A 17,519-nucleotide genomic window follows, 5' to 3' on the forward strand; every position below is an offset into this window, starting at 1 on the left:
ACGAAACGCCAACAGACGCCCCGGGTCTTAAGGGGTCGTTTACTGCGCGCCGCCCCGCACGCAGCCTTGCTCTCCCGTAAGGCGAACCCGGGCTTTCGGGGGGCCTATCGCGCGACGCTGGCCCGGGCCCGCTGGAGCGGGCGGCGGGCGCCGGCCGGCTCGGATTCCGCATCGTTCAGCGTCGTGAGCAGCGCGGCCCTGAGCGCGTTGCCCTTCCGCGCGTCGGTGAGCTTCTGGCCGGCCGCATCGACCACATAGAAGGCGTCCACGGCGCGTTCGCCATAGCTGTCGATGTGGGCCGAGGTGATCTGGAGGCCGGCGTCCGACAGTGTCCGCGCGAGGCCGGCCAGCAGGCCGGTGCGGTCGCGGCCCGACGCCTCCACGACCGTTGCGGTTTCGGACGCCTCGTTGTCGAGCATCACGGTGGGCGTGATGGCGAAGGCGGCCGCCCGGCCGAGATCCTGGCGGCGGCGCTCCTGGGGGGTCGGCTCGCCCCGCGCCGCGCCGGCCAGGGCGTCGGCGAGCCGCTGCAACGCCCTGGGATCGTCGGCGCCGAAGGGGGCGCCGGTCACGTCCTGGACGTAGAAGATGTCCAGCGCCTGTCCCGAGCGCGAGGTGAACACGCGCGCGCCCATCACGCTGGCGCTGGCTCCGGTGATGGCCTCGGCGAGATCGACGAAGAGACGCGGGCGGTCCGCCGCCGCCACCACCACCTCGGAGGCGTTCAGGTCCGGACGGACGCGGCCCTCGGCGGCGCTGCCGGCAGCCCTGGCGGCGCGGGCGAGGCGGGCATGGATCAGCACCTCCTCGTCGCTGAACGCCGTGAAGTAGGCGTCCTCCATCGCGTCGCCCCAGCTCTCGGCGGCCCGGTCGGCCCTGGCCAGGCGGACGCGGGCGTCATAGGCCGCGTTCTCCTGATAGCGGCGCAGGGCCGCGGCGGCGTCCGAGCCGCGCCCGCCCCGGAACACCGCCTCGGTGGCGTTGTAGAGCTCGCGCATGAGCTGCCCCTTCCAGCCGTTCCAGACCCCCGGCCCCACGGCGCGGATGTCGGCGACGGTCAGGACCAGGAGCAGGCGCAGGCGCTCGGGCGTCTGCACGATGCGCGCGAAGTCGGCCACGGTGCGCGGGTCGGAAACGTCGCGCTTCTGGGCGAAGTCGCTCATCACCAGGTGATGCTCCACCAGCCAGGCGACCAGCTCGATCTTGGAGCGGTCGAGGCCGAGGCGCTCGCCCGCCTGGCGAGCGGCCCGGGCGCCGGCCACCTCCTGGCCCCCGGCGCCGCCCTTGCCGGTGTCGTGCAGCAGCATGGCCAGGAACAGCGCCTCGCGGTCGGCGATCAGCGGCATGATCTGCGTGGCCAGGGGATGGTCCTCGGGCAGACGGCCGGCGGCGATGTCGGCGATCACCCCCACGGCCCGCAGCGTGTGCTCGTCCACCGTGTAGGAGTGGTACATGTTGAACTGCATCTGGGCGACGATGCGCCCCCACTCGGGCATGTAGCGGCCCAGGACGCCGGCCTCGTTCATCAGCGTCAGCGTCGTGCGCGGGTCCCGGCCCCGCGCCAGGATGTCGAGGAACACCCGCGCCGCGTGACCGTCGCGCCGGACGGCCGAGGTGATCAGGTGGATGTTGCGCGACGCCGCCGTGAAGGCGTCGGGATGCAGGTCCAGGTTCCGCTGGTCGGCGATCCTGAACAGCCGCAGCAGGTTGACCGGGTCCTGCCGGAAGAGTTCGGGATCGACGTCCAGCCGGCCGCCTTCCTCGGAGAAGCCGGGCTCGTCCAGCGGCTTGCGCTTGACCTTGCGGTTCGGGATGAAGCGGCTGATGCCCTTGGGCGCCATCTTCATCTGCTCGGCTTCGAGCTTGGCGGCGAACACCCGCGTGAGGGCGCCCACGTCCTTGGCGATCAGGAAGTAGCGCCGCATGAAACGCTCGACGGCCGGCGCGTCGCCGCGGTCGCCATAGCCCATGCGCCGGGCGATCTCGGGCTGGAGGTCGAAGGAGAGCCGTTCTTCCGGCCGGCCGGTGGTGAAATGCAGATGGCTGCGGACCGCCCACAGGAAGTCGAAGGCCACGATGAACCCCCGGACCTCGCGCCGGTCGAACATCTCGAGCTGCATCACCCGTTCCATCGTCTCGCCGGGATGCAGGTACTGGGCGATCCAGAAGAGGGTGTTGAGGTCGCGCAGGCCGCCCTTGCCCTCCTTCAGGTTGGGCTCGACCATGTAGCGGCTGGCGCCCGCACGGGCGTGGCGTTCATCCCGTTCCTTCAGCTTGGCCGCCACGAACTCGGCCCCCGTGCCGCGGACCACTTCGTCGCGGAATCGCTGGACCAGTTCGGCCGCCAGGCGCTCGTCTCCGGTGAGGCGCCGGGCCTCCAGGATCGACGTGCGGATCGTGTAGTCCTCGCGGCTGAGCTTGAGGCATTCCTCGATGGTCCGCGAGGCGTGGCCGACCTTGAAGCCCAGGTCCCACAAGGCGTAGAGCATGTATTCGATCACGCTCTCGGCGTGGGCCGTCTGCTTGTAGGGGCGCACGAACAGCAGATCGATGTCGGAGTAGGGCGCCAGCGTGCCGCGCCCGTAGCCGCCCACCGCCATCAGCGCCAGCCGCTCGCCCTCGGTGGGATTGCGGGCCCGGAAGATATGGACCGTGGTGAAGTCGTAGAGCGCCGAGATCACCTCGTCGGTCACGCCGGAAAGCAGGCGGGCGGTCTCGATGCCCCCGGCGCCGTTCTCCAACCGCTCCTTGGCGATCATCCGGCCGCGGAACAGGGCCGCCTTCAGGATGTCGAGCGCCGCCTTGCGCTGGGCCTGCTCGTCGCCGAGGTTCTCGAGCGCCGCCGTCGAAAGCTGCGAACGCAGCTTCACGCCGTCGACGACGTATTCCAGACGGGTGGGTTTCAGGCGCGTGGGCATGGGCGAAGAGCCATATAGGCCCTTTCGTCAGCGGGCGCAGGAGGTTCGTGCTTTTCCTCGCGCCCGCCGCCCGCTATCCCGCCCGCCCAGTACGGGCGTCGGGGTGACATGGGCAGGGGATCGTACCGCGGCGGATCGACCAGCCTGGGCTGGAACGCCAACCGTTATGTCTCCCCCTCGCTGACCGGCCGCACCCGGCGCGGCAAGGCCCTGGTCAAGGACCTGACCGCCCGCACGGCCCAGAGCCGCGCCGAACTGGCCGAACAGGACGAACGCGCCCGCAAGCGTCACGGCCTGGCCCCGGCGAAGGCGAAGCCGGTCGCGATCAACGCCACGGCGGCCAGCGCGGGGAAGTCCGGCGTGGCTCAGGAGGCCCGCAGGCGGCTGAAGGCGGGCGGGCGGCAGGCGTTCACCGTCACGGTGGTGAAGCGGAAGCGGCCGAAGGGATGACCGCGCCGGCGCGGCGCAGGACGGCGTCGAGCCGCTCGGTCCCGTCCCAGAGCGCGCCGCCCCAGCCGGCGGCGCGGGCGGCCTCGACGTTGACGGGCCGGTCGTCCAGCAGCAGCAGGTCGGACGGCGCGTATCCCGTCCGCGCCTCGACCGCCGCGAAGAAGCGGGGATCGGGCTTCCCGAAGCCGATGTCGGCGGCGTAGTGCATGGCGTCGAAGCGGTCCCGAAGGCCCAGCACGTCCCACAGGTAGGCGGCCCGCTGGTGCTCCTGCACGGTGGCCAGGTGAAGCCGTAGCCCGCCCGCGCGCAGGGCGGCGAGGTCGGCCAGAAGGCCTTCGTCGAGCAGGCTGTCCTTGGCGAACCAGTAGTCGGCGAGGGCCTGGCTGGTCAGGTGCGGCGCATGTTCCGCCAGCACCGGGGCCAGCCGCTCGTGCAGGGCGGCCCGGCCCATGGCGACGTCTTCCCAGTGCGGTCGGAAGAAGTGCGCTTGCAGGGTGGCGATCGGGAGGCCGAGGTCGGTCTCCATGTCGACCGCCCAGCCGCCGGGGCGCGTCGTGACGATCACGCCGTCGACGTCGACCATGAGGGCCTTCAGCGCCATGCTGAACTCGTGATCGTCGCAGGGCGCCGTGGACGGGGGCGTCGACGGGAAAGTTGATACCGCTTTCCCGTCGCCGCCTGTCGTCCGCCCCCACGAACGCTTCGCGTTGGAACGCGGTGTTCAAGGTCCGCCAACTGGCCGGGAAACCCGGACCCGATGGCCCGCAGGGCCCAAGTCACATCAGTCCCTTCAGCCGGTACAGGGCGTCCATCGCCTCGCGGGGGCTCATGCCGTCGACGTCGAGGACGGCCAGGGCTTCCTCCACCTTGCTGGGGCCGAACTTCGCCTCAGGTTCGGCGACGGCGGCGAACAGGGGCAGGTCGTCCAGGTTGGCGGGACCGGCGGCCTCCTTCTCCAGACGTTCCAGCACCTGGCGGGCGCGGGCGACCACCGGCATCGGTACGCCGGCCAGCTTGGCGACCTGCACGCCATACGACCGGTCCGCAGGGCCGGGTCCCGCTTCGTGCAGGAAGATCAGATCGCCGTTCCACTCCTTGGCCTTCAGGCTGAGGTTGGAGACATAGGCCAGCCGGCCCTCCAGCACGGCCAGCTCGTGATAGTGCGTGGCGAAGAGCGCCCGGCTGCGGTTGGTCTCGTGCAGGGCTTCGGCGCAGGCCCAGGCGATGGCGAGGCCGTCGTAGGTGGCGGTGCCGCGGCCGATCTCGTCCAGGATCACCAGGCTGCGCGGGGTCGCCTGAGAGAGGATCGCGGCCGTCTCGACCATTTCCATCATGAAGGTGGAACGGCCGCGCGCCAGGTCGTCGCCTGCGCCCACGCGGCTGAAGAGGCGGTCGACCACCCCCAGTCGCAGGCGTTTCGCCGGCACGAAGCAGCCGGACTGCGCCAGTACGGCCAGCAGCGCGTTCTGGCGCAGGAAGGTCGATTTGCCCGCCATGTTCGGGCCCGTGACGATGGAGAGGCGCGCCCCGCCCACGCCCGCGCCGTCCAGCCTGCAGTCGTTGGGGGTGAAGGCCTCGCCTGCGCGGCGCACGGCGGCCTCCACCACCGGATGGCGCGCGGCCTCGGCTTCGAAGGCGGTGGACCTGTCGAGCACCGGCCGCGTGGCGCCGATGTCGTCGGCCCATTCGGCCAGGGCCGAGCCCACGTCCAGCGTCGCGGCGGCCAGGGCGGCGGCCTGGATCTGGGCGGCCACGCCGGTCGCGGCTTCGCGCCAGGCCTCGAAGGTGTCGAGTTCGATGGCCAGCGCCCGCCCGGCGGCCTGGGCGATCTTGGCGTCCAGTTCGGCCAGCTCGACGGTGGTGAAACGGACCTGGTTGGCGAGCGTCTGGCGGTGGATGAAGGTGGCGTTGAGCGGCGGCGCCATCAGCGGCTCGGCGGCCTTGGCCGTGCATTCGACGAAGTAGCCCAGCACCGCATTGTGCCGGATCTTGAGCGAGACGCCGCTTTCGGCGGCCAGCCGGGATTCCAGCGCCGCGATCACCCGCCGGCTGTCGTCGCACAGGGCGCGGGCCTGGTCCAGCTCGGGCCGTACGCCCTCGGCCACGAAGCCGCCGTCGCGGGCCAGGGCGGGCAGGTCGGGACCGAGGCCCGTGGCCAGATGGTCGCGGAAGGCGCTCAGGCTCTCGTCGCGCTCGATGTCCAGCGCGTCCAGCGCGTCCGCGATCTCGTTCGGAAGACGCACCAGCGGGTCTGCGGTCTCCCGGAACAGGCGTCGCACGGTCTGGCCGGCGGCCAGGCCGTCGCGCAGGGCGCCGAGGTCGCGCGGGCCGCCCCGGCCCAGGGCTAGGCGCGACAGGCCGCGGGCCATGTCCGGCAGGCCCTTGAGCGTCTCACGCAGGCGCTCGCGCTGCGCCCGATGGCCGACGAACCAGGCGACGGAATCCAGCCGCGTGTCGATGGCGGCCGGGTCCAGAAGCGGCCGGGCCAGCCGGCTGGCCAGCAGGCGCGCGCCCGGTGCGGTGACGGTGCGGTCGATGGCCGACAGCAGCGAGCCCTCGCGGGCGCCGGCGGTGGTCTTCTCGATCTCCAGGCTGGCGCGGGTGGCCGGGTCGATCGCCATGACGTCGCTCTCGCCCGCCCGGCGGGGCGCCGACAGCGCCGGCGCCCGGCCGGCTTGGGTGGTCTCGAGATGGGCGGCGATCAGGCCCAGGGCGGACACCTCGGCGCCCGAGAGCGTCCCGAAGCCGTCCAGGGTCTCGACGCCGTAGAGCCGCTTCAGCCGGGCCTCGGACGCGCCGGGCTCGGCCAGCGCGCTGGGCATCGGCTGCACGAAGCCGCCGGCCTGCTTCAGCGCGGCTGAGACCTGCTCGTCCGCGAACAGCCGGTCGGGGACCAGGATCTCGGACGGCCCCAGCGCGGCCAGGGCCGAAGCGAGGCCCTGGATCGTCACGGCCAGGCACTCGACCTCGCCGGTCGAGAGCTCCACGCTGGCCACCGCCGCGCCGCCGGCGCGCACGCTCACGGCCGCCAGCCGGTTGGCGCCCCGGGCGTCCAGAAGGCCGTCCTCGGTCAGGGTGCCGGGCGTGACCACGCGCGTCACCTCGCGCCGGACCACCGCCTTGGAGCCGCCGCGACGCTTGGCCTCGGCCGGGTCCTCGAGCTGGTCGCAGACCGCGACCTTGAAGCCCGCCCGGATCAGCTTGGCGAGATAGGCCTCCATGGCGTGGGCCGGCACCCCGGCCATGGGAATGGGCGCGCCCGCGTGGTTCCCCCGCGCCGTGAGCGTGATGCCCAGCGCGGCGGCGGCCTTCTGGGCGTCCTCGAAGAACAGCTCGTAGAAGTCGCCCATGCGGAAGAAGACCAGCGCGTCGGGCTGACGCGCCTTGGCCTCGAAATACTGGGCCATGACCGGCGTCGCGCCGGCGGCGTCGGGAAGGGGGGGCGCCTGGGCGTTCATAGGAGCCCCGGAAGCTAAAGGATGCGGCGGCGCCCCGCACCCCCTTGAAAGCGGGGCCTCCAGCGCCAAGCTGTGGATGAATGGCGCAGGGACGTGTCGATACCGGCTTCGTCGTCTTTCCCGCCGGCCCGGCCGACGCCGAGGCCTTGGCGTCGGTGCATGTGGCGTCGTGGCGCCAGACCTACCGCGGACTCCTTCCCGACGCGTACCTGGCCCGGATGTCCGAGCCGGTGTTCGCGCGCCGGTTCGGCCACAGGCTGCTGCGGCCAAGCCCCGACGACGTCATCCTGGCCGCGGCCGACCGGAGCGGCCTCGTGGGTTACGCCGAGGGTGGTCCGTCGCGGCGCGCCGTGCCCGGCGAGGCCGAGATCGCCACCCTCTACCTGCTGGGCGCCGCCCAGGGGCGCGGCCTGGGACGCCGTCTCCTGATCGAGACGGCGCGGGTCCTGGCGGCCCGGGGCGCGCGGTCGCTGGTCATATCGGTGCTGCGCGACAACGTACGGGCGCGCCGGTTCTACGAACACCTGGGCGGCGTGGGCGAAGCGGCCCGTCAGGAACCCGGCCCCGGCGGTGGCCGCAACTGGGAGGTCGCCTACGTCTGGCGCGACATCGGCGACCTGGCGGAGTGAGGACGCCGCCGCGCCGCTCAGCGCGTCTCGCAGACGAAGCTGTCGGCGCGGGCGGGATCGCCCCGGCCGCGGTACTTCGGCCAGGCGGGCGCCTCGCACAGCGGTCGTTGTCGTCCGGCGCCCCCGGCGCTCAGGTCGGCGCCCGTGGGATTGCGCGGAGGCGTGCCGGCCTCGACCCAGTCGTCGAGCGCGGCAAGCGCATCCCAGCTCAGGGTGAATGCGCCGCCGCCGTGCCCATAGCCGGGAACCAGGTAGTAGCGGACGAAGTCGCGGACCCGCGCCGGCCCGTAGCGCCTGGCCAGCGCCTCGGCGTAGTGGCTCGTCATCGCGATCGGGACCAGCATGTCGGTCGTGCCCTGCACCAGGATAAGCTTGCCGCCGCGGGCCCGGAACGCGTCGATGTCGGGCTGGCTGGCGTCGTAGATGCGGGCGGTCGCCAGGACACCTTCCCGCCACGCCTGTTCGGGGATGTCCGTCGAGCGGGCCGCCTCGGGCCTCAGAGAGGTTGACCGGTAGAACGCCTGTTGCGTGCCGTCGACGCCTGTGCCGAACCAGGTTTCGAGGTCGCCTCCGATGAAGACGGGCCAAGGCCCGACCGAATTCACGCCGTTGGGCATGGGGTGGGCGAACCCGAACGGCTGCGCCGCGGTCTCGAGCGCCCGGATCTGCCGGTCCGACAGGCAGGCGTCCCCCGCGTCGACGCCGTCGGGGCAACGCAGCTCCCTGACGCGGAAGGCGCCGGCGCAGCCGGTGGTGTTGGAGACGATACCGTCCGCCAGGCCGTCCAGATGGTCGCAGGCCGCCAGGACGGCCGACTTCAGGAGAGCCTGTTCGGTGGCGTTCAGGGCGCCGCCCGGCGGATTGAAGGCGGCGTGCCAGAGCCGGTTCCAGGCCAGTTGGAGCGCCTGGTTCTGGGCCGCGGGATAGTAGGCCACCACGCCGTCGAAGTCCGAGGCGTAGCGTTGCGCCGCCTGCAGCCCTTCCTGCCCGCCTTTGGACCCGCCGATGTGGTAGTTCCGGCGCGCGTCGCGGCCGTAGTAGGCCTTCACCACGTGGCTGGTGAGGTCCTTCGTGCGCTTGACCGCCTCGTGGCTGTAGTTCGCGAAGGCCTGAGGGTTTCCGAAGAAGCTGCGGTCGGGAGTCTGGTGGCCCGAGTCGCTGCCGTAGGTGACATAGCCGCGGGCCAGCGCGGGCGGAACGCCGCGACCGCCGGCGAACGGGCCGGTTGCCTCGATCAGCACCCCGTTCAGGCCGCCGCCGCCATGCTGGACGGTCTTCAGGTTCCACCGGTCGGGCAGGTTGATCTGGAACATGATCGGCAGGTCGCCGGCTTCGGCCGGTGTGATCGCGCCGCGGACCCGGCAATAGGCCGGCAGGCCCGATCCGGGGTCCGCGGCGACGGCGAGGGCTTCCTGCACGATCGCTCCGCCGGTTGGCAGGGTGAAGGCGGCCGCCGGAACCGCCATGTCCTTCAGCGCGGCGCATCTGGCGGCTGGGGATTCGACAGCCGCGATTTCGCCCGCCGCCCCCGCGACGGGGCACGCGAGCGCCAGACCGGCCAGGAACGCCGCCCAGGCGTGGCGTGCGCGCCGGGTTCGGGGGCAGGAGGGAAAGACGTCTCGCATCCGGCTCGCTCCGCCAGGGGTCTGCCGGTCATTTAGAGCGGCGGTCCCCCGCGACTTCAACACCCGCTCTCCCTATGCGCCGGCGGGTTGGTTGGCCGCGCCGGATGTCAGCGAGACGAAGACGTCCTCCAGGTCGGGGTCCTCGGTCGAGATGTCCCTGATGTGCAGGCCCGCGGCGCGGATCGCGGCCAGCACCTGCTCCACGCTGGACTGGCCGGTGCGGTAGCCGACCGAGAAGCCGCCCGCCTTGATGAGCTTCGTCTCGAAGCCGGGCAGCGTCGGCGCGGCGGTCACGGGTTCCTCGGGCGTCACCAGGACGTGGCGGGTGTCCATGCGGCGCAGCAGGGTCGTGGTGGGTTCGCAGGCGACCACCTGGCCGCGGTTGACGATGGCGATCTCGTCGCAGAGCTCCTGGGCCTCCTCCAGGTAGTGGGTGGTGAGCACGATGGTCACGCCCCGCCGGTTCAGTTCCAGCACATAGGCCCAGAGCTGGCGGCGCAACTCCACGTCCACGCCGGCGGTGGGCTCGTCGAGGATCAGGACCGGGGGGTTGTGGACCATCGCCTTGGCCACCATCAGCCGTCGCTTCATGCCCCCCGAGAGCTGGCGCACGTAGGCGTTCGCCTTGTCGGCCAGGCCCAGGGCGGAGAGCAGCTCGTCGGTGCGACGCTCGGACGCGGGCACGGCGTACATCCCCGCCGTCACCTCCAGCGACTCCCGAGGGGTGAAGAACGGGTCGGCGGCGATCTCCTGGGGCACCACGCCGATGGCGGCGCGAGCGTCGCGCGGCCGCGTGTCGATATCGCGCCCCCAGATGCTTACCGTTCCCGACGTCTTGCGGCAGAGACCGGCCAGGATGTTGATGAAGGTGGACTTTCCGGCCCCGTTCGGCCCGAGCAGGCCGAAGATCGACCCCCGGGGGACGGCCAGGTCGATCCCCTTCAGCGCCTTCATTTCGGGCGTGGTCTTGGTGGCCGCATAGGTCTTGGTCAGCCCCCGGGCCTCGATGGCGAATTCGGGAAGGTCCATGCGGCGGGGTCCTGGCCTGTCGTTGACGCGCGGCCTGTCGTTGACGCGCGGAGCGTGGGTCGCATACCTAGGGCCGCGCCGCTCCGCAGCCAAGCCGGGCGGTCGAAGGTGTTCGAGGACCATGGCCCGCAAAGTCGCCGCAAAGCCTCCCGAGGCAGAACTCCGGCCCGCCGCATCCGCGGCCGACGCATACGTGGCGGAAGTGGTCCATGTCCGCACGCGGCGGATCGCCTGCGACGGCGTCGGCGGCGCCCTGGGCCACCCGCGGGTGTGGCTGGAGATGGGCGAGGCGGATTTCGTGGAATGCCCCTATTGCGACCGTCGCTTCATTCTGGCCCACGGCCACGAGCGCCCCGAGGACGAACGTCTGGCTCCGGGTGTGTACGAGGGCGCCGGCGGGCACTGAGCCTTCGCCTTAACGTCGGTAACACCGTCGGGTCGGTGGAAGCGCCACGACAGCGGCTGGACGAAATCGAGTTTGCGGTAGAGGCTTCGCAAGGGGCTTCGTATGTTCAAATTCATCACACTGGCGATGGGAGCGGTGCTCATCGCCGCTTCCGGGGCCGCCGCGCAGATGCGCGATGCGACGCCGTGGTCTGAAGCGCCCGGCCGCGAGCGGATCGCGCAGGCGCATCCTCTACTCGCGGCTGAGCTGCGGATTTCCGGCGAAGCCGTTCTGTCATGCACAGTCGAAGCTCACGGTCGGCCAGCGGATTGTGAGGTTCTGCGAGAATCGCCGGCAGGTTGGGGTTTCGGCTTCGCGGCGCTGAGCTTGGCGCCTTACTTCAAGTTCCAGCGGTATGGAGCAGATACAGGTTCGTCCGGCCCGCGCCGGGTGGATCTTCCGGTGCCCTTTCCCGCGCCGCCCATCGGCGATGGGCCGCCGGTGAACACCCAGGCGGTGGAAACGTCGTCGGCCGGCGAGCGGGCGCAGAGACTCTATCGAGCGGCGAGGCCCGATTTCCAGCACTACGACTCGATGCTTGCGAGACTGGGCCGGTTGACCGACTTACCGATGCCGGGGGTGGATCCTATACTCAAGGCGCGGGTGCTGGCGGCGTTGCGCGAGGCGACCGACACCAGCCACGAAACCTTCCTGGCGCACGCCGCCGTCCCGTTCGCGGAAGGCATGACCTCTGCACAGCTCGATGCGAGCATCGCATTCTACGAGTCGTCGGCTGGCCGGAAGTTGGCTCGAGTCCACCCACTGTCCAGCAGCACGATGCGCTCCGTACGCACCAGCTTCCTGCTGGCGTGGCGGTATGCGATCGCCGAAGAACTCTGTCGTCGGATCGCTTGTGCGGACGACGTATCCAACGACCCTGCCGAACCGGCATGGTCACGAAGCCCGACGATCGACCAGATCGCGCGCAGCGGTCCAACCCTCGGACAACGCACAGGCATCCAAGGCGTCGTACGTCTGGCGTGCAAACCCGCCCCGGACGGTGCGATCATGGGATGTAGGGTGGTTTCGGAGCGCCCTTCCGGTCTGGGCTACGCGGATGCGGCCCTGTCGCTCACACCCTATTATCAGCTCGCCTCCGACAGCTTGCCACCCGGCGAGATCTATCCGGTCGTACGGTTTGCGGCGAGGCGTCCGGAACCACCGGCCGTGGCGCTCGGAGCGCCGGACGGGCGCGCCATGCAGATCTCGCAGTCCCTCTTTGCCGAGAGAATGGCGCAATCGATCCGAGATTTTTCGGAGGCGCACTATCGCAGCATCAACGACCCGGGCGCCAAATCGCCAGAAGAGGGCAGGCGGCTGGTGGAGGAGATCGCGAGAGCCGAGTTCGAGCGATTGCTTCCGGTCGTGCTGCGGCGTGGCGTCGAAGCCGTCGCTCGCGAGTTTACGTTGGACGAACTGGAGGCGGCGCAACAATTCCAGCGTTCGGACGCGGGCATGCGATTCAACGCCATTCAGATCGCTGGAGCCGAGGCTGCGGTCGCGAACGTGGAAGCCGCCGCGAGCTATCTCCTCGGGCTTCGCGCCGCCCGCGCCGAAGTTTGCAGGATCTACGCCTGCAATGTGACGCCCGCTGCTGGATCCCCTGGCGCGGAGCCGTCGGCCGTCCTCAGACCCTGAGCGGCATCAGGATATACTGGACGTCGGCGTCGGCGGGGTCGAGGACAAGCGCGGGGTCGTTGGGGCCGCCGAAGCGGAGCTCCATCGTCCCGCCCGAGATCTGGTCGGTGATGTCCAGCAGGTAGCGGGCGTTGAACGACAGCTCGAAGGCCTCGCCCTCGTAGTCGATCTCCAGTTCCTCCACCGCCTGGCCGGCCTCCATGTTGCGCACGGTGAGGACGACGCGGCCGGATTCGATGGCCATGCGCACCGAGCGGCTCTTCTCGGCCGAGATGGTCGCCACCCGGTCGACGGCCTGAGCGAACAGCTTGGCGTCCGCCAGCACGGTGCGATGGTTGTCCTTGGGGATCACGCGCGCATAGTCGGGGAAGTTGCCGTCGATGACCTTGGACGTCAGGGCCGCGCCGCCCAGTTCCAGCCGCACCTTCTGGGGGCTGACCTGGAGGTCCACGTTCTCGCCCGCATCGTCGAGGAGGCGGCGGATTTCGCCGATGGTCTTGCGTGGCACGATCACGCCGGGCGCGCCGGCGGCGCCTTCGGGCGCGGGCATGTCGGCCAGGGCCAGGCGCGAGCCGTCGGTGGCCACCGCACGCAGGCGCGGGCTGCCGTCCACGATCAGCGTGTGGACGTAGAGGCCGTTCAGGTAATAGCGCGTCTCCTCGGCCGAGATCGCGAAACGGGTCTTGTCGATCAGGCGGATCAGGTCGTTCACGTCCACCGACATCCGGCCCGAGAAGCCCTCGGCCGACATTACCGGGAAGTCGCCGGCCGGCAGAACCGGCAGGTTGAAGCGGCTGCGCCCCGCCGCCACGGTCAGGCGCGGATCCTCGCCGGTGAAGCTGAGCGAGACGTCGGCGCCCTCGGGCAGCTTGCGGACGATCTCATAGAGCGTGTGCGCCGGCGCGGTGATCTGGCCGGCCTGGTCCACCTGGGCCAGAGCCTCGTCGACGATCTCCATGTCGAGGTCGGTGGCCGAGAAGGTCAGCCGGTCCCCTGTCGCCGACAACAGTACGTTGGACAGGATCGGGATCGTGTTGCGGCGCTCCACGGCGCTCTGCACGTGGCCCAGCGCCTTCAGGAGGGCGGCGCGTTCGATCGTCAGCTTCATTCCAGGTCCCGGCTCGCCTGACGCCCTCGGGACGAATCACCGGAAACGGCGCTCGCCCCGAACGGCGGGGACTGCGGACATTAGCGATTTCGCAAGGCTGTGAAAGGGGAGCGGAGCCTTGTCCCACAGCAAAACGGGGCCGTTGGGCGCCGCTCAGGCCCGGGTGTCGACCGATCCGCCCGGATCGCCCTCGCCGCTGGCGCCGTAGGGGTTGCCGCCGGACGCGGACGTCGGTCCGGCCTGTGCGCCCGCGCCCTTGGCCGCGACGACCACCATGGCCGGCCGCACCAGACGGCCCAGCAGTTCGTAGCCGGGCTGCAGCGTCTGGACGACTCCGCCCGGCTCCACGTCGGTCCCGGGCTGCTCCATCATCGCCTGGTGCTTGTGCGGGTCGAACTTCTCGCCCTTGGTCGGGTCGATCTTCTTCAGGCCGTTGGCGTCGAACGCGCCCTGGAGCGCCTTGGCGGTCATCTCCACGCCGACGACGAAGTTCTTCACCACGTCTTCGCCGCCCTGCGGCGCCGCAGTCAGGGCGCGGTCGAAGTTGTCGGCCACGCCCAGCAGGTCGCGGGCGAACTTGGTGATGGCGTAGGCGCGCGCGTCGTTCGCTTCACGTTCGGCGCGGCGCTTGGTGTTCTCGGCCTCGGCGGCGTAGCGGAGCACCTGCTCCTTGAGCGCCTTGATCTCGGCGGCCATCGCCTCGACGTCCAGGGCGTCGGCCTGGCCGGCGTCGGCTTCGAAATCGGCGGGCGTCAGGTCTTCGGACATCTCTTCCTTGCGTTCCTATGCGTTCATCACCTGGCCCAGCACGCGGGCGGTGTAGTCCACCAACGGAATCACGCGCGCATAGTTCAGGCGGGTAGGTCCGATCACACCGATCGCGCCCACCACCTTCTGGCCGCCCGTCATATAGGGCGCCGCGATCACAGCGGAACCCGAAAGGGAAAAGAGTCGCGTTTCGGCGCCGATGAAGATGCGGACACCCTCGCCGTCGCGCACGCCGTCGAGGAGTTGGATGAGCTGTTCCTTCTGCTCCAGGTCCTCGAACAGCGAGCGGACACGCTCCAGGTCGTCCAGCGCCTCGCGGTCCTCGAGCAGGTTGGCGCGGCCCCGTACGATCAGCGCCCGATCCTCGATGTCGCCGCCGCCCCAGGCCGCCAGCCCGTCCTCCACCAGCCGCGCGGCCGTGGCGTCCAGTTCGCGCCGCGCCCGGTCCAGCTCGACGCGGAGATCCGCCTTGGCTTCGGTCAGGGTGCGGCCGCGCAGCCGGGCGTTCAGGAAGTTGGAGGCTTCCTGCAGGGCCGACGGGGTCACCCCGATCGGCAGGCGGATGAGGCGATTCTCCACCGTGCCGTCGTCGAAGACCATGATGGCCAGGGTCCGCTCGCCCGAGAGCGGCACGAACTCCACATGGGTGACGCCAGCGTCCCGCATCGGCGTCACCACCACGCCGGCGCCGCCGGCCAGGCCCGAGAGGATCGCGGAAGCCTCGTTCAGCGCCTCGTCGTAGTTGCGGCCGTGCGCCTTCAGCCGCGCCTCGATGTTGCGCCGCTCGTCGTCGCCGACGTCGCCCACCTCCATCAGTCCGTCCACGAACAGGCGCAGGCCCGCATGGGTCGGCAGCCGACCGGCGCTGACGTGCGGCGCGCCCAGCAGGCCGAGCTGGGTGAGGTCCTGCATGGTGTTGCGGATCGAGGCGGGCGACAGCGAGACGCCGCCCTTGGACAGGGTGCGGGAGCCGACCGGCTCGCCCGTCTCCAGATAGCTTTCCACGATGCGGCGGAAGATGTCGCGCGCACGCGCGTCCATGTCGGCCAGGCTCGGCCCGCGGGAGAACGGCGAGGGCGTCACGGCGGCTGCTTCATCGGCCCATGGACGTGATCATCGCGATCTAGGATAAGCCCGACCTTCCCCGGCGCAAGGCGCCGACCGCTTCTGATTCTGCCGAAAGCCGAGCCATGCGCCCCTCTGAACGCGCCCCCGACCTCCTGCGCCCGATCACCCTCGAGACCGCCGTCACCCGCTACGCTGAAGGATCGTGCCTGATCACGGCGGGCCATACCAAGGTCCTGGTCACGGCCAGCCTGGAGGACGGCGTGCCGGGCTTCCTGCGGGGCAAGGGCCAAGGCTGGGTCACCGCCGAGTACGGCATGCTGCCAAGGGCCACGCACACCCGCGGCCGGCGTGAGGCCGCCGCCGGCAAGCAGAGCGGGCGCACCCAGGAGATCCAGCGCCTGATCGGTCGTTCGCTGCGCGCCGTCACCGATCTGAAGGCCTTGGGCGAGCGCCAGATCACCGTGGACTGCGACGTGCTGCAGGCCGATGGCGGCACGCGCACCGCCTCGATCACCGGCGCGTGGGTGGCCCTGCGCCTGGCGACGAAATACCTGCTGGACGAAGGCGTCATCTCGGCCGACCCCATCCTCGACCAGGTCGCGGCGGTGAGCTGCGGAATCTTCGACGGCGCGCCGGTCCTCGACCTCGACTACGAGGAGGATTCGAACGCCGAGGCCGACGCCAACTTCGTGCTGACCGGCTCGGGCGACATCGTGGAGGTCCAGGCCACGGGCGAGAAGCGCGGTTTCAGCCAGGGCGAGTTCGAGGCCCTGTTCTCGCTGGCCCGCAAGGGAATCGGCGAACTCTGCGCCTATCAGAGGGCCGCCACGACCGCCTGACACGGCGACCGCGCGCTTTCCGGGCGGCCGGCTAGGGCCGGTCTTTTCCGCAAGAGAAGACGGCGTCGCCCGTGAGGGCGACGCCGTCGGTCTGTCCGGGCTCCCCGTGGGGGATGGGGGAGCGGTCGGATCAGAAGAACACGTTGAAACGCATGGCCTGCGGGGGCAGGCGCTCGAGTTCGCGCGCCAGAGGGGCGAACAGGGCGTCCAGGAACTTTTCGATCATCTTGACCATGGGACACTCCATTGTGCAGTGCAGCGTTGATCTGGAGGTAGGATTTCATCTCGGTGATTTCAAGTATTTCGTCGGAGGATGAAATAATCTGCGCTGCAATGCCGCATGCCTTGCGCCGCGTTGCGATGGCGGCGGCTTCCGGGTGGGATGCGCCTGTCGTCTGGGAGGCCTGTCGTCTGGAGGAATGCGGCGTGGCCGCTCAAAGAGGTGCGCGGGAGACGCCGGCTCCCGGCCGCTGGCGCGCGCGCTTCAGGGCCAGCCGAACTCTGAATAGGGATGGCCCGCCAGCAGGTTCTCCAGCGTCGCTCGGATGTAGGGTATGGTCGGTTCGGGCCAGGCGCCCAGTGGGAACCAGCTCAGGTCGTCGCACGTGTTCGGCTCGCGGTTCGCCGGCTCGCCCGCCCAGCGCTCCGGCCGGAAGAAGAAACCCAGGCGCTCCTCACCTGCGAGGCGGTGCAGCGTGTGCGTCAGGACGAGGTCCTCGGCCGGATGATCAGGCCCGCCTCCTCCCGCGCTTCGCGGGCCATGGCCGCGGTCAGGGTCTCGCCCCCGTCGACGTGGCCGGCCACCAGGCTGCAACGCCCGTCCTCGTAGCCGGTGTTGAAGCGCCGCGACATCAGCAGCCGGCCTTGGTCGATCAGCACGAGATAGACCTCGGGAACGATCCGGAACCGCGCCACGGGACGCCGCCGCCGGTCAGGCGTCGTCGTCGCCGGCGCTGCGCCCGCTGGCGGAGCGGCGGGCCTCGCGCGCCTTCTGCTCTTCCCAGTAGGCCATGCCGTCGTCGGGCCTGAACATGGTCCGCGGCGCGCCCTGGGCGGTGCGAATGGCGAAGACGTTCCCCTTCGGATCGTAGAGCAGCGTGTCGCCGTTGCTCCGGCCCAGCGTCAGCGTCCCCCGCGGCGGGCTGTGGACGAAGGCGTGCGCCTTGCGCACGAACGTATCGACATCGCCTGCGCCGAACGCCTGGCCGTTTCGGGCGAAGGCGCGCTCGGCGTTCTCCTGGGCGGAGTATCGCCGGGTGGACGACCACATGGGCCGGCCGTCGACCTGCGGAGTCGCCGTCTCGCGCCGATCTTGCTGCGCTTCGGCCGTCTCGACGTCCGCGCCGTCGCGCCGCGGTTCCTCGAACGCTTGCGTCCGTCGCGCGTCGACCGGCTTCTGAGCTACGGCCGAAGGCCCGTTGTCGCAGGCCGTCAGGGCCAGTCCCGCCGCGGCCAGCAGCACAATCCTGATACCAGACACCTCGCCCCTCCATCCTGAGGTTGTTGGAACAAAAAAAGAACACAACGGCCGAGGTTTGTCGAGT

The 17,519-nt window shown here is 70.6% G+C and carries 15 protein-coding genes; 5 read left to right on the plus strand and 10 right to left on the minus strand.

All coding sequences use genetic code 11. From position 1 onward, the window contains the following. Positions 1-104 precede the first annotated feature (104 nt). Positions 105-2,918 carry a [protein-PII] uridylyltransferase gene (locus WG212_RS03600; protein WP_337185700.1) on the minus strand — a complete coding sequence of 938 codons (2,814 nt, stop codon included), beginning with the start codon at positions 2,916-2,918 and terminating at the stop codon, positions 105-107. Positions 2,919-3,026: 108 nt separating this feature from the next. Here WG212_RS03600 and WG212_RS03605 point away from each other — a divergent pair, with 108 nt between their 5' ends. Further along, positions 3,027-3,368 carry a hypothetical protein gene (locus tag WG212_RS03605; protein ID WP_337185701.1) on the plus strand — a complete coding sequence of 114 codons (342 nt, stop codon included), beginning with the start codon at positions 3,027-3,029 and terminating at the stop codon, positions 3,366-3,368. On the opposite strand, the gene WG212_RS03610 is transcribed toward WG212_RS03605, so the two are convergent. Both WG212_RS03610 and mutS read right to left on the minus strand, forming a co-directional pair. Then, the gene (locus WG212_RS03610; protein ID WP_337185702.1) at positions 3,334-3,969 is read right to left on the minus strand and encodes an HAD-IA family hydrolase; all 636 of its coding nucleotides are present in this window, start codon (positions 3,967-3,969) and stop codon (positions 3,334-3,336) included. The genes WG212_RS03605 and WG212_RS03610 overlap by 35 nt on opposite strands. A gap of 175 nt (positions 3,970-4,144) precedes the next feature. Beyond that, entirely contained in the window at positions 4,145-6,826 is a 2,682-nt protein-coding gene (gene mutS / locus WG212_RS03615; RefSeq protein ID WP_337185703.1) for a DNA mismatch repair protein MutS, read from the minus strand. 80 nt (positions 6,827-6,906) lie between these two features. Between mutS and WG212_RS03620 the strand changes: the two genes are divergently transcribed. Next, positions 6,907-7,455 carry a GNAT family N-acetyltransferase gene (locus tag WG212_RS03620; protein WP_337185704.1) on the plus strand — a complete coding sequence of 183 codons (549 nt, stop codon included), beginning with the start codon at positions 6,907-6,909 and terminating at the stop codon, positions 7,453-7,455. Between the two features lie 17 nt (positions 7,456-7,472). Here the strand turns inward: WG212_RS03620 and WG212_RS03625 are convergent, their stop codons facing one another. Further along, entirely contained in the window at positions 7,473-8,921 is a 1,449-nt protein-coding gene (locus tag WG212_RS03625) for a tannase/feruloyl esterase family alpha/beta hydrolase (protein ID WP_337185705.1), read from the minus strand. A gap of 231 nt (positions 8,922-9,152) precedes the next feature. Next, the gene (locus WG212_RS03630) at positions 9,153-10,109 is read right to left on the minus strand and encodes an ABC transporter ATP-binding protein (protein ID WP_337185706.1); all 957 of its coding nucleotides are present in this window, start codon (positions 10,107-10,109) and stop codon (positions 9,153-9,155) included. 121 nt (positions 10,110-10,230) lie between these two features. Here WG212_RS03630 and WG212_RS03635 point away from each other — a divergent pair, with 121 nt between their 5' ends. Beyond that, positions 10,231-10,515 (plus strand): zinc-finger domain-containing protein, encoded by a 285-nt coding sequence (locus WG212_RS03635; protein ID WP_337185707.1) that lies wholly within the window; start codon positions 10,231-10,233, stop codon positions 10,513-10,515. Between the two features lie 102 nt (positions 10,516-10,617). Continuing rightward, positions 10,618-12,192, plus strand: a complete 1,575-nt coding sequence (locus tag WG212_RS03640) for a hypothetical protein (protein ID WP_337185708.1) — start codon at positions 10,618-10,620, stop codon at positions 12,190-12,192. On the opposite strand, the gene dnaN is transcribed toward WG212_RS03640, so the two are convergent. The 3 genes from dnaN to hrcA form a co-directional block, all read right to left on the minus strand. Further along, a complete protein-coding gene (dnaN, locus tag WG212_RS03645) occupies positions 12,182-13,300 on the minus strand; it encodes a DNA polymerase III subunit beta (RefSeq protein ID WP_337185709.1) in 1,119 nt (372 codons plus the stop codon). The genes WG212_RS03640 and dnaN overlap by 11 nt on opposite strands. A gap of 153 nt (positions 13,301-13,453) precedes the next feature. Continuing rightward, positions 13,454-14,068, minus strand: a complete 615-nt coding sequence (grpE, locus tag WG212_RS03650; RefSeq protein WP_337185710.1) for a nucleotide exchange factor GrpE — start codon at positions 14,066-14,068, stop codon at positions 13,454-13,456. 15 nt (positions 14,069-14,083) lie between these two features. Continuing rightward, entirely contained in the window at positions 14,084-15,109 is a 1,026-nt protein-coding gene (gene hrcA, locus WG212_RS03655; protein WP_337186052.1) for a heat-inducible transcriptional repressor HrcA, read from the minus strand. A 149-nt stretch (positions 15,110-15,258) separates the two neighbouring features. On the opposite strand from hrcA, the gene rph reads away from it, so the two are divergent. Then, positions 15,259-15,975: a ribonuclease PH gene (rph, locus tag WG212_RS03660; protein ID WP_337185711.1), complete on the plus strand. Its 717-nt coding sequence runs from the start codon at positions 15,259-15,261 to the stop codon at positions 15,973-15,975. Between the two features lie 702 nt (positions 15,976-16,677). Here the strand turns inward: rph and WG212_RS03665 are convergent. Both WG212_RS03665 and WG212_RS03670 read right to left on the minus strand, forming a co-directional pair. Further along, entirely contained in the window at positions 16,678-16,890 is a 213-nt protein-coding gene (locus WG212_RS03665) for an NUDIX domain-containing protein (protein WP_337185712.1), read from the minus strand. A gap of 16 nt (positions 16,891-16,906) precedes the next feature. Further along, positions 16,907-17,455: a hypothetical protein gene (locus tag WG212_RS03670; protein WP_337185713.1), complete on the minus strand. Its 549-nt coding sequence runs from the start codon at positions 17,453-17,455 to the stop codon at positions 16,907-16,909. Positions 17,456-17,519: the final 64 nt, after the last annotated feature.

This window comes from Phenylobacterium sp. (assembly GCF_037189685.1).
Taxonomy (GTDB): Bacteria; Pseudomonadota; Alphaproteobacteria; order Caulobacterales; family Caulobacteraceae; genus Phenylobacterium.

Excerpts from the sequence above, each read along its gene's own strand:
- grpE (WP_337185710.1), bottom strand. The coding sequence starts at position 14,068 with ATGTCCGAAGACCTGACGCCCGCCGATTTCGAAGCCGACGCCGGCCAG.
- dnaN (WP_337185709.1), bottom strand. The coding sequence starts at position 13,300 with ATGAAGCTGACGATCGAACGCGCCGCCCTCCTGAAGGCGCTGGGCCAC.
- hrcA (WP_337186052.1), bottom strand. The coding sequence starts at position 15,109 with ATGGACGCGCGTGCGCGCGACATCTTCCGCCGCATCGTGGAAAGCTAT.
- WG212_RS03630 (WP_337185706.1), bottom strand. The coding sequence starts at position 10,109 with ATGGACCTTCCCGAATTCGCCATCGAGGCCCGGGGGCTGACCAAGACC.
- WG212_RS03625 (WP_337185705.1), bottom strand. The coding sequence starts at position 8,921 with ATGGCGGTTCCGGCGGCCGCCTTCACCCTGCCAACCGGCGGAGCGATC.
- WG212_RS03640 (WP_337185708.1), top strand. The coding sequence starts at position 10,618 with ATGTTCAAATTCATCACACTGGCGATGGGAGCGGTGCTCATCGCCGCT.
- WG212_RS03600 (WP_337185700.1), bottom strand. The coding sequence starts at position 2,918 with ATGCCCACGCGCCTGAAACCCACCCGTCTGGAATACGTCGTCGACGGC.
- WG212_RS03635 (WP_337185707.1), top strand. The coding sequence starts at position 10,231 with ATGGCCCGCAAAGTCGCCGCAAAGCCTCCCGAGGCAGAACTCCGGCCC.
- WG212_RS03610 (WP_337185702.1), bottom strand. The coding sequence starts at position 3,969 with ATGGCGCTGAAGGCCCTCATGGTCGACGTCGACGGCGTGATCGTCACG.
- WG212_RS03620 (WP_337185704.1), top strand. The coding sequence starts at position 6,907 with ATGGCGCAGGGACGTGTCGATACCGGCTTCGTCGTCTTTCCCGCCGGC.
- rph (WP_337185711.1), top strand. The coding sequence starts at position 15,259 with ATGCGCCCCTCTGAACGCGCCCCCGACCTCCTGCGCCCGATCACCCTC.
- WG212_RS03605 (WP_337185701.1), top strand. The coding sequence starts at position 3,027 with ATGGGCAGGGGATCGTACCGCGGCGGATCGACCAGCCTGGGCTGGAAC.
- mutS (WP_337185703.1), bottom strand. The coding sequence starts at position 6,826 with ATGAACGCCCAGGCGCCCCCCCTTCCCGACGCCGCCGGCGCGACGCCG.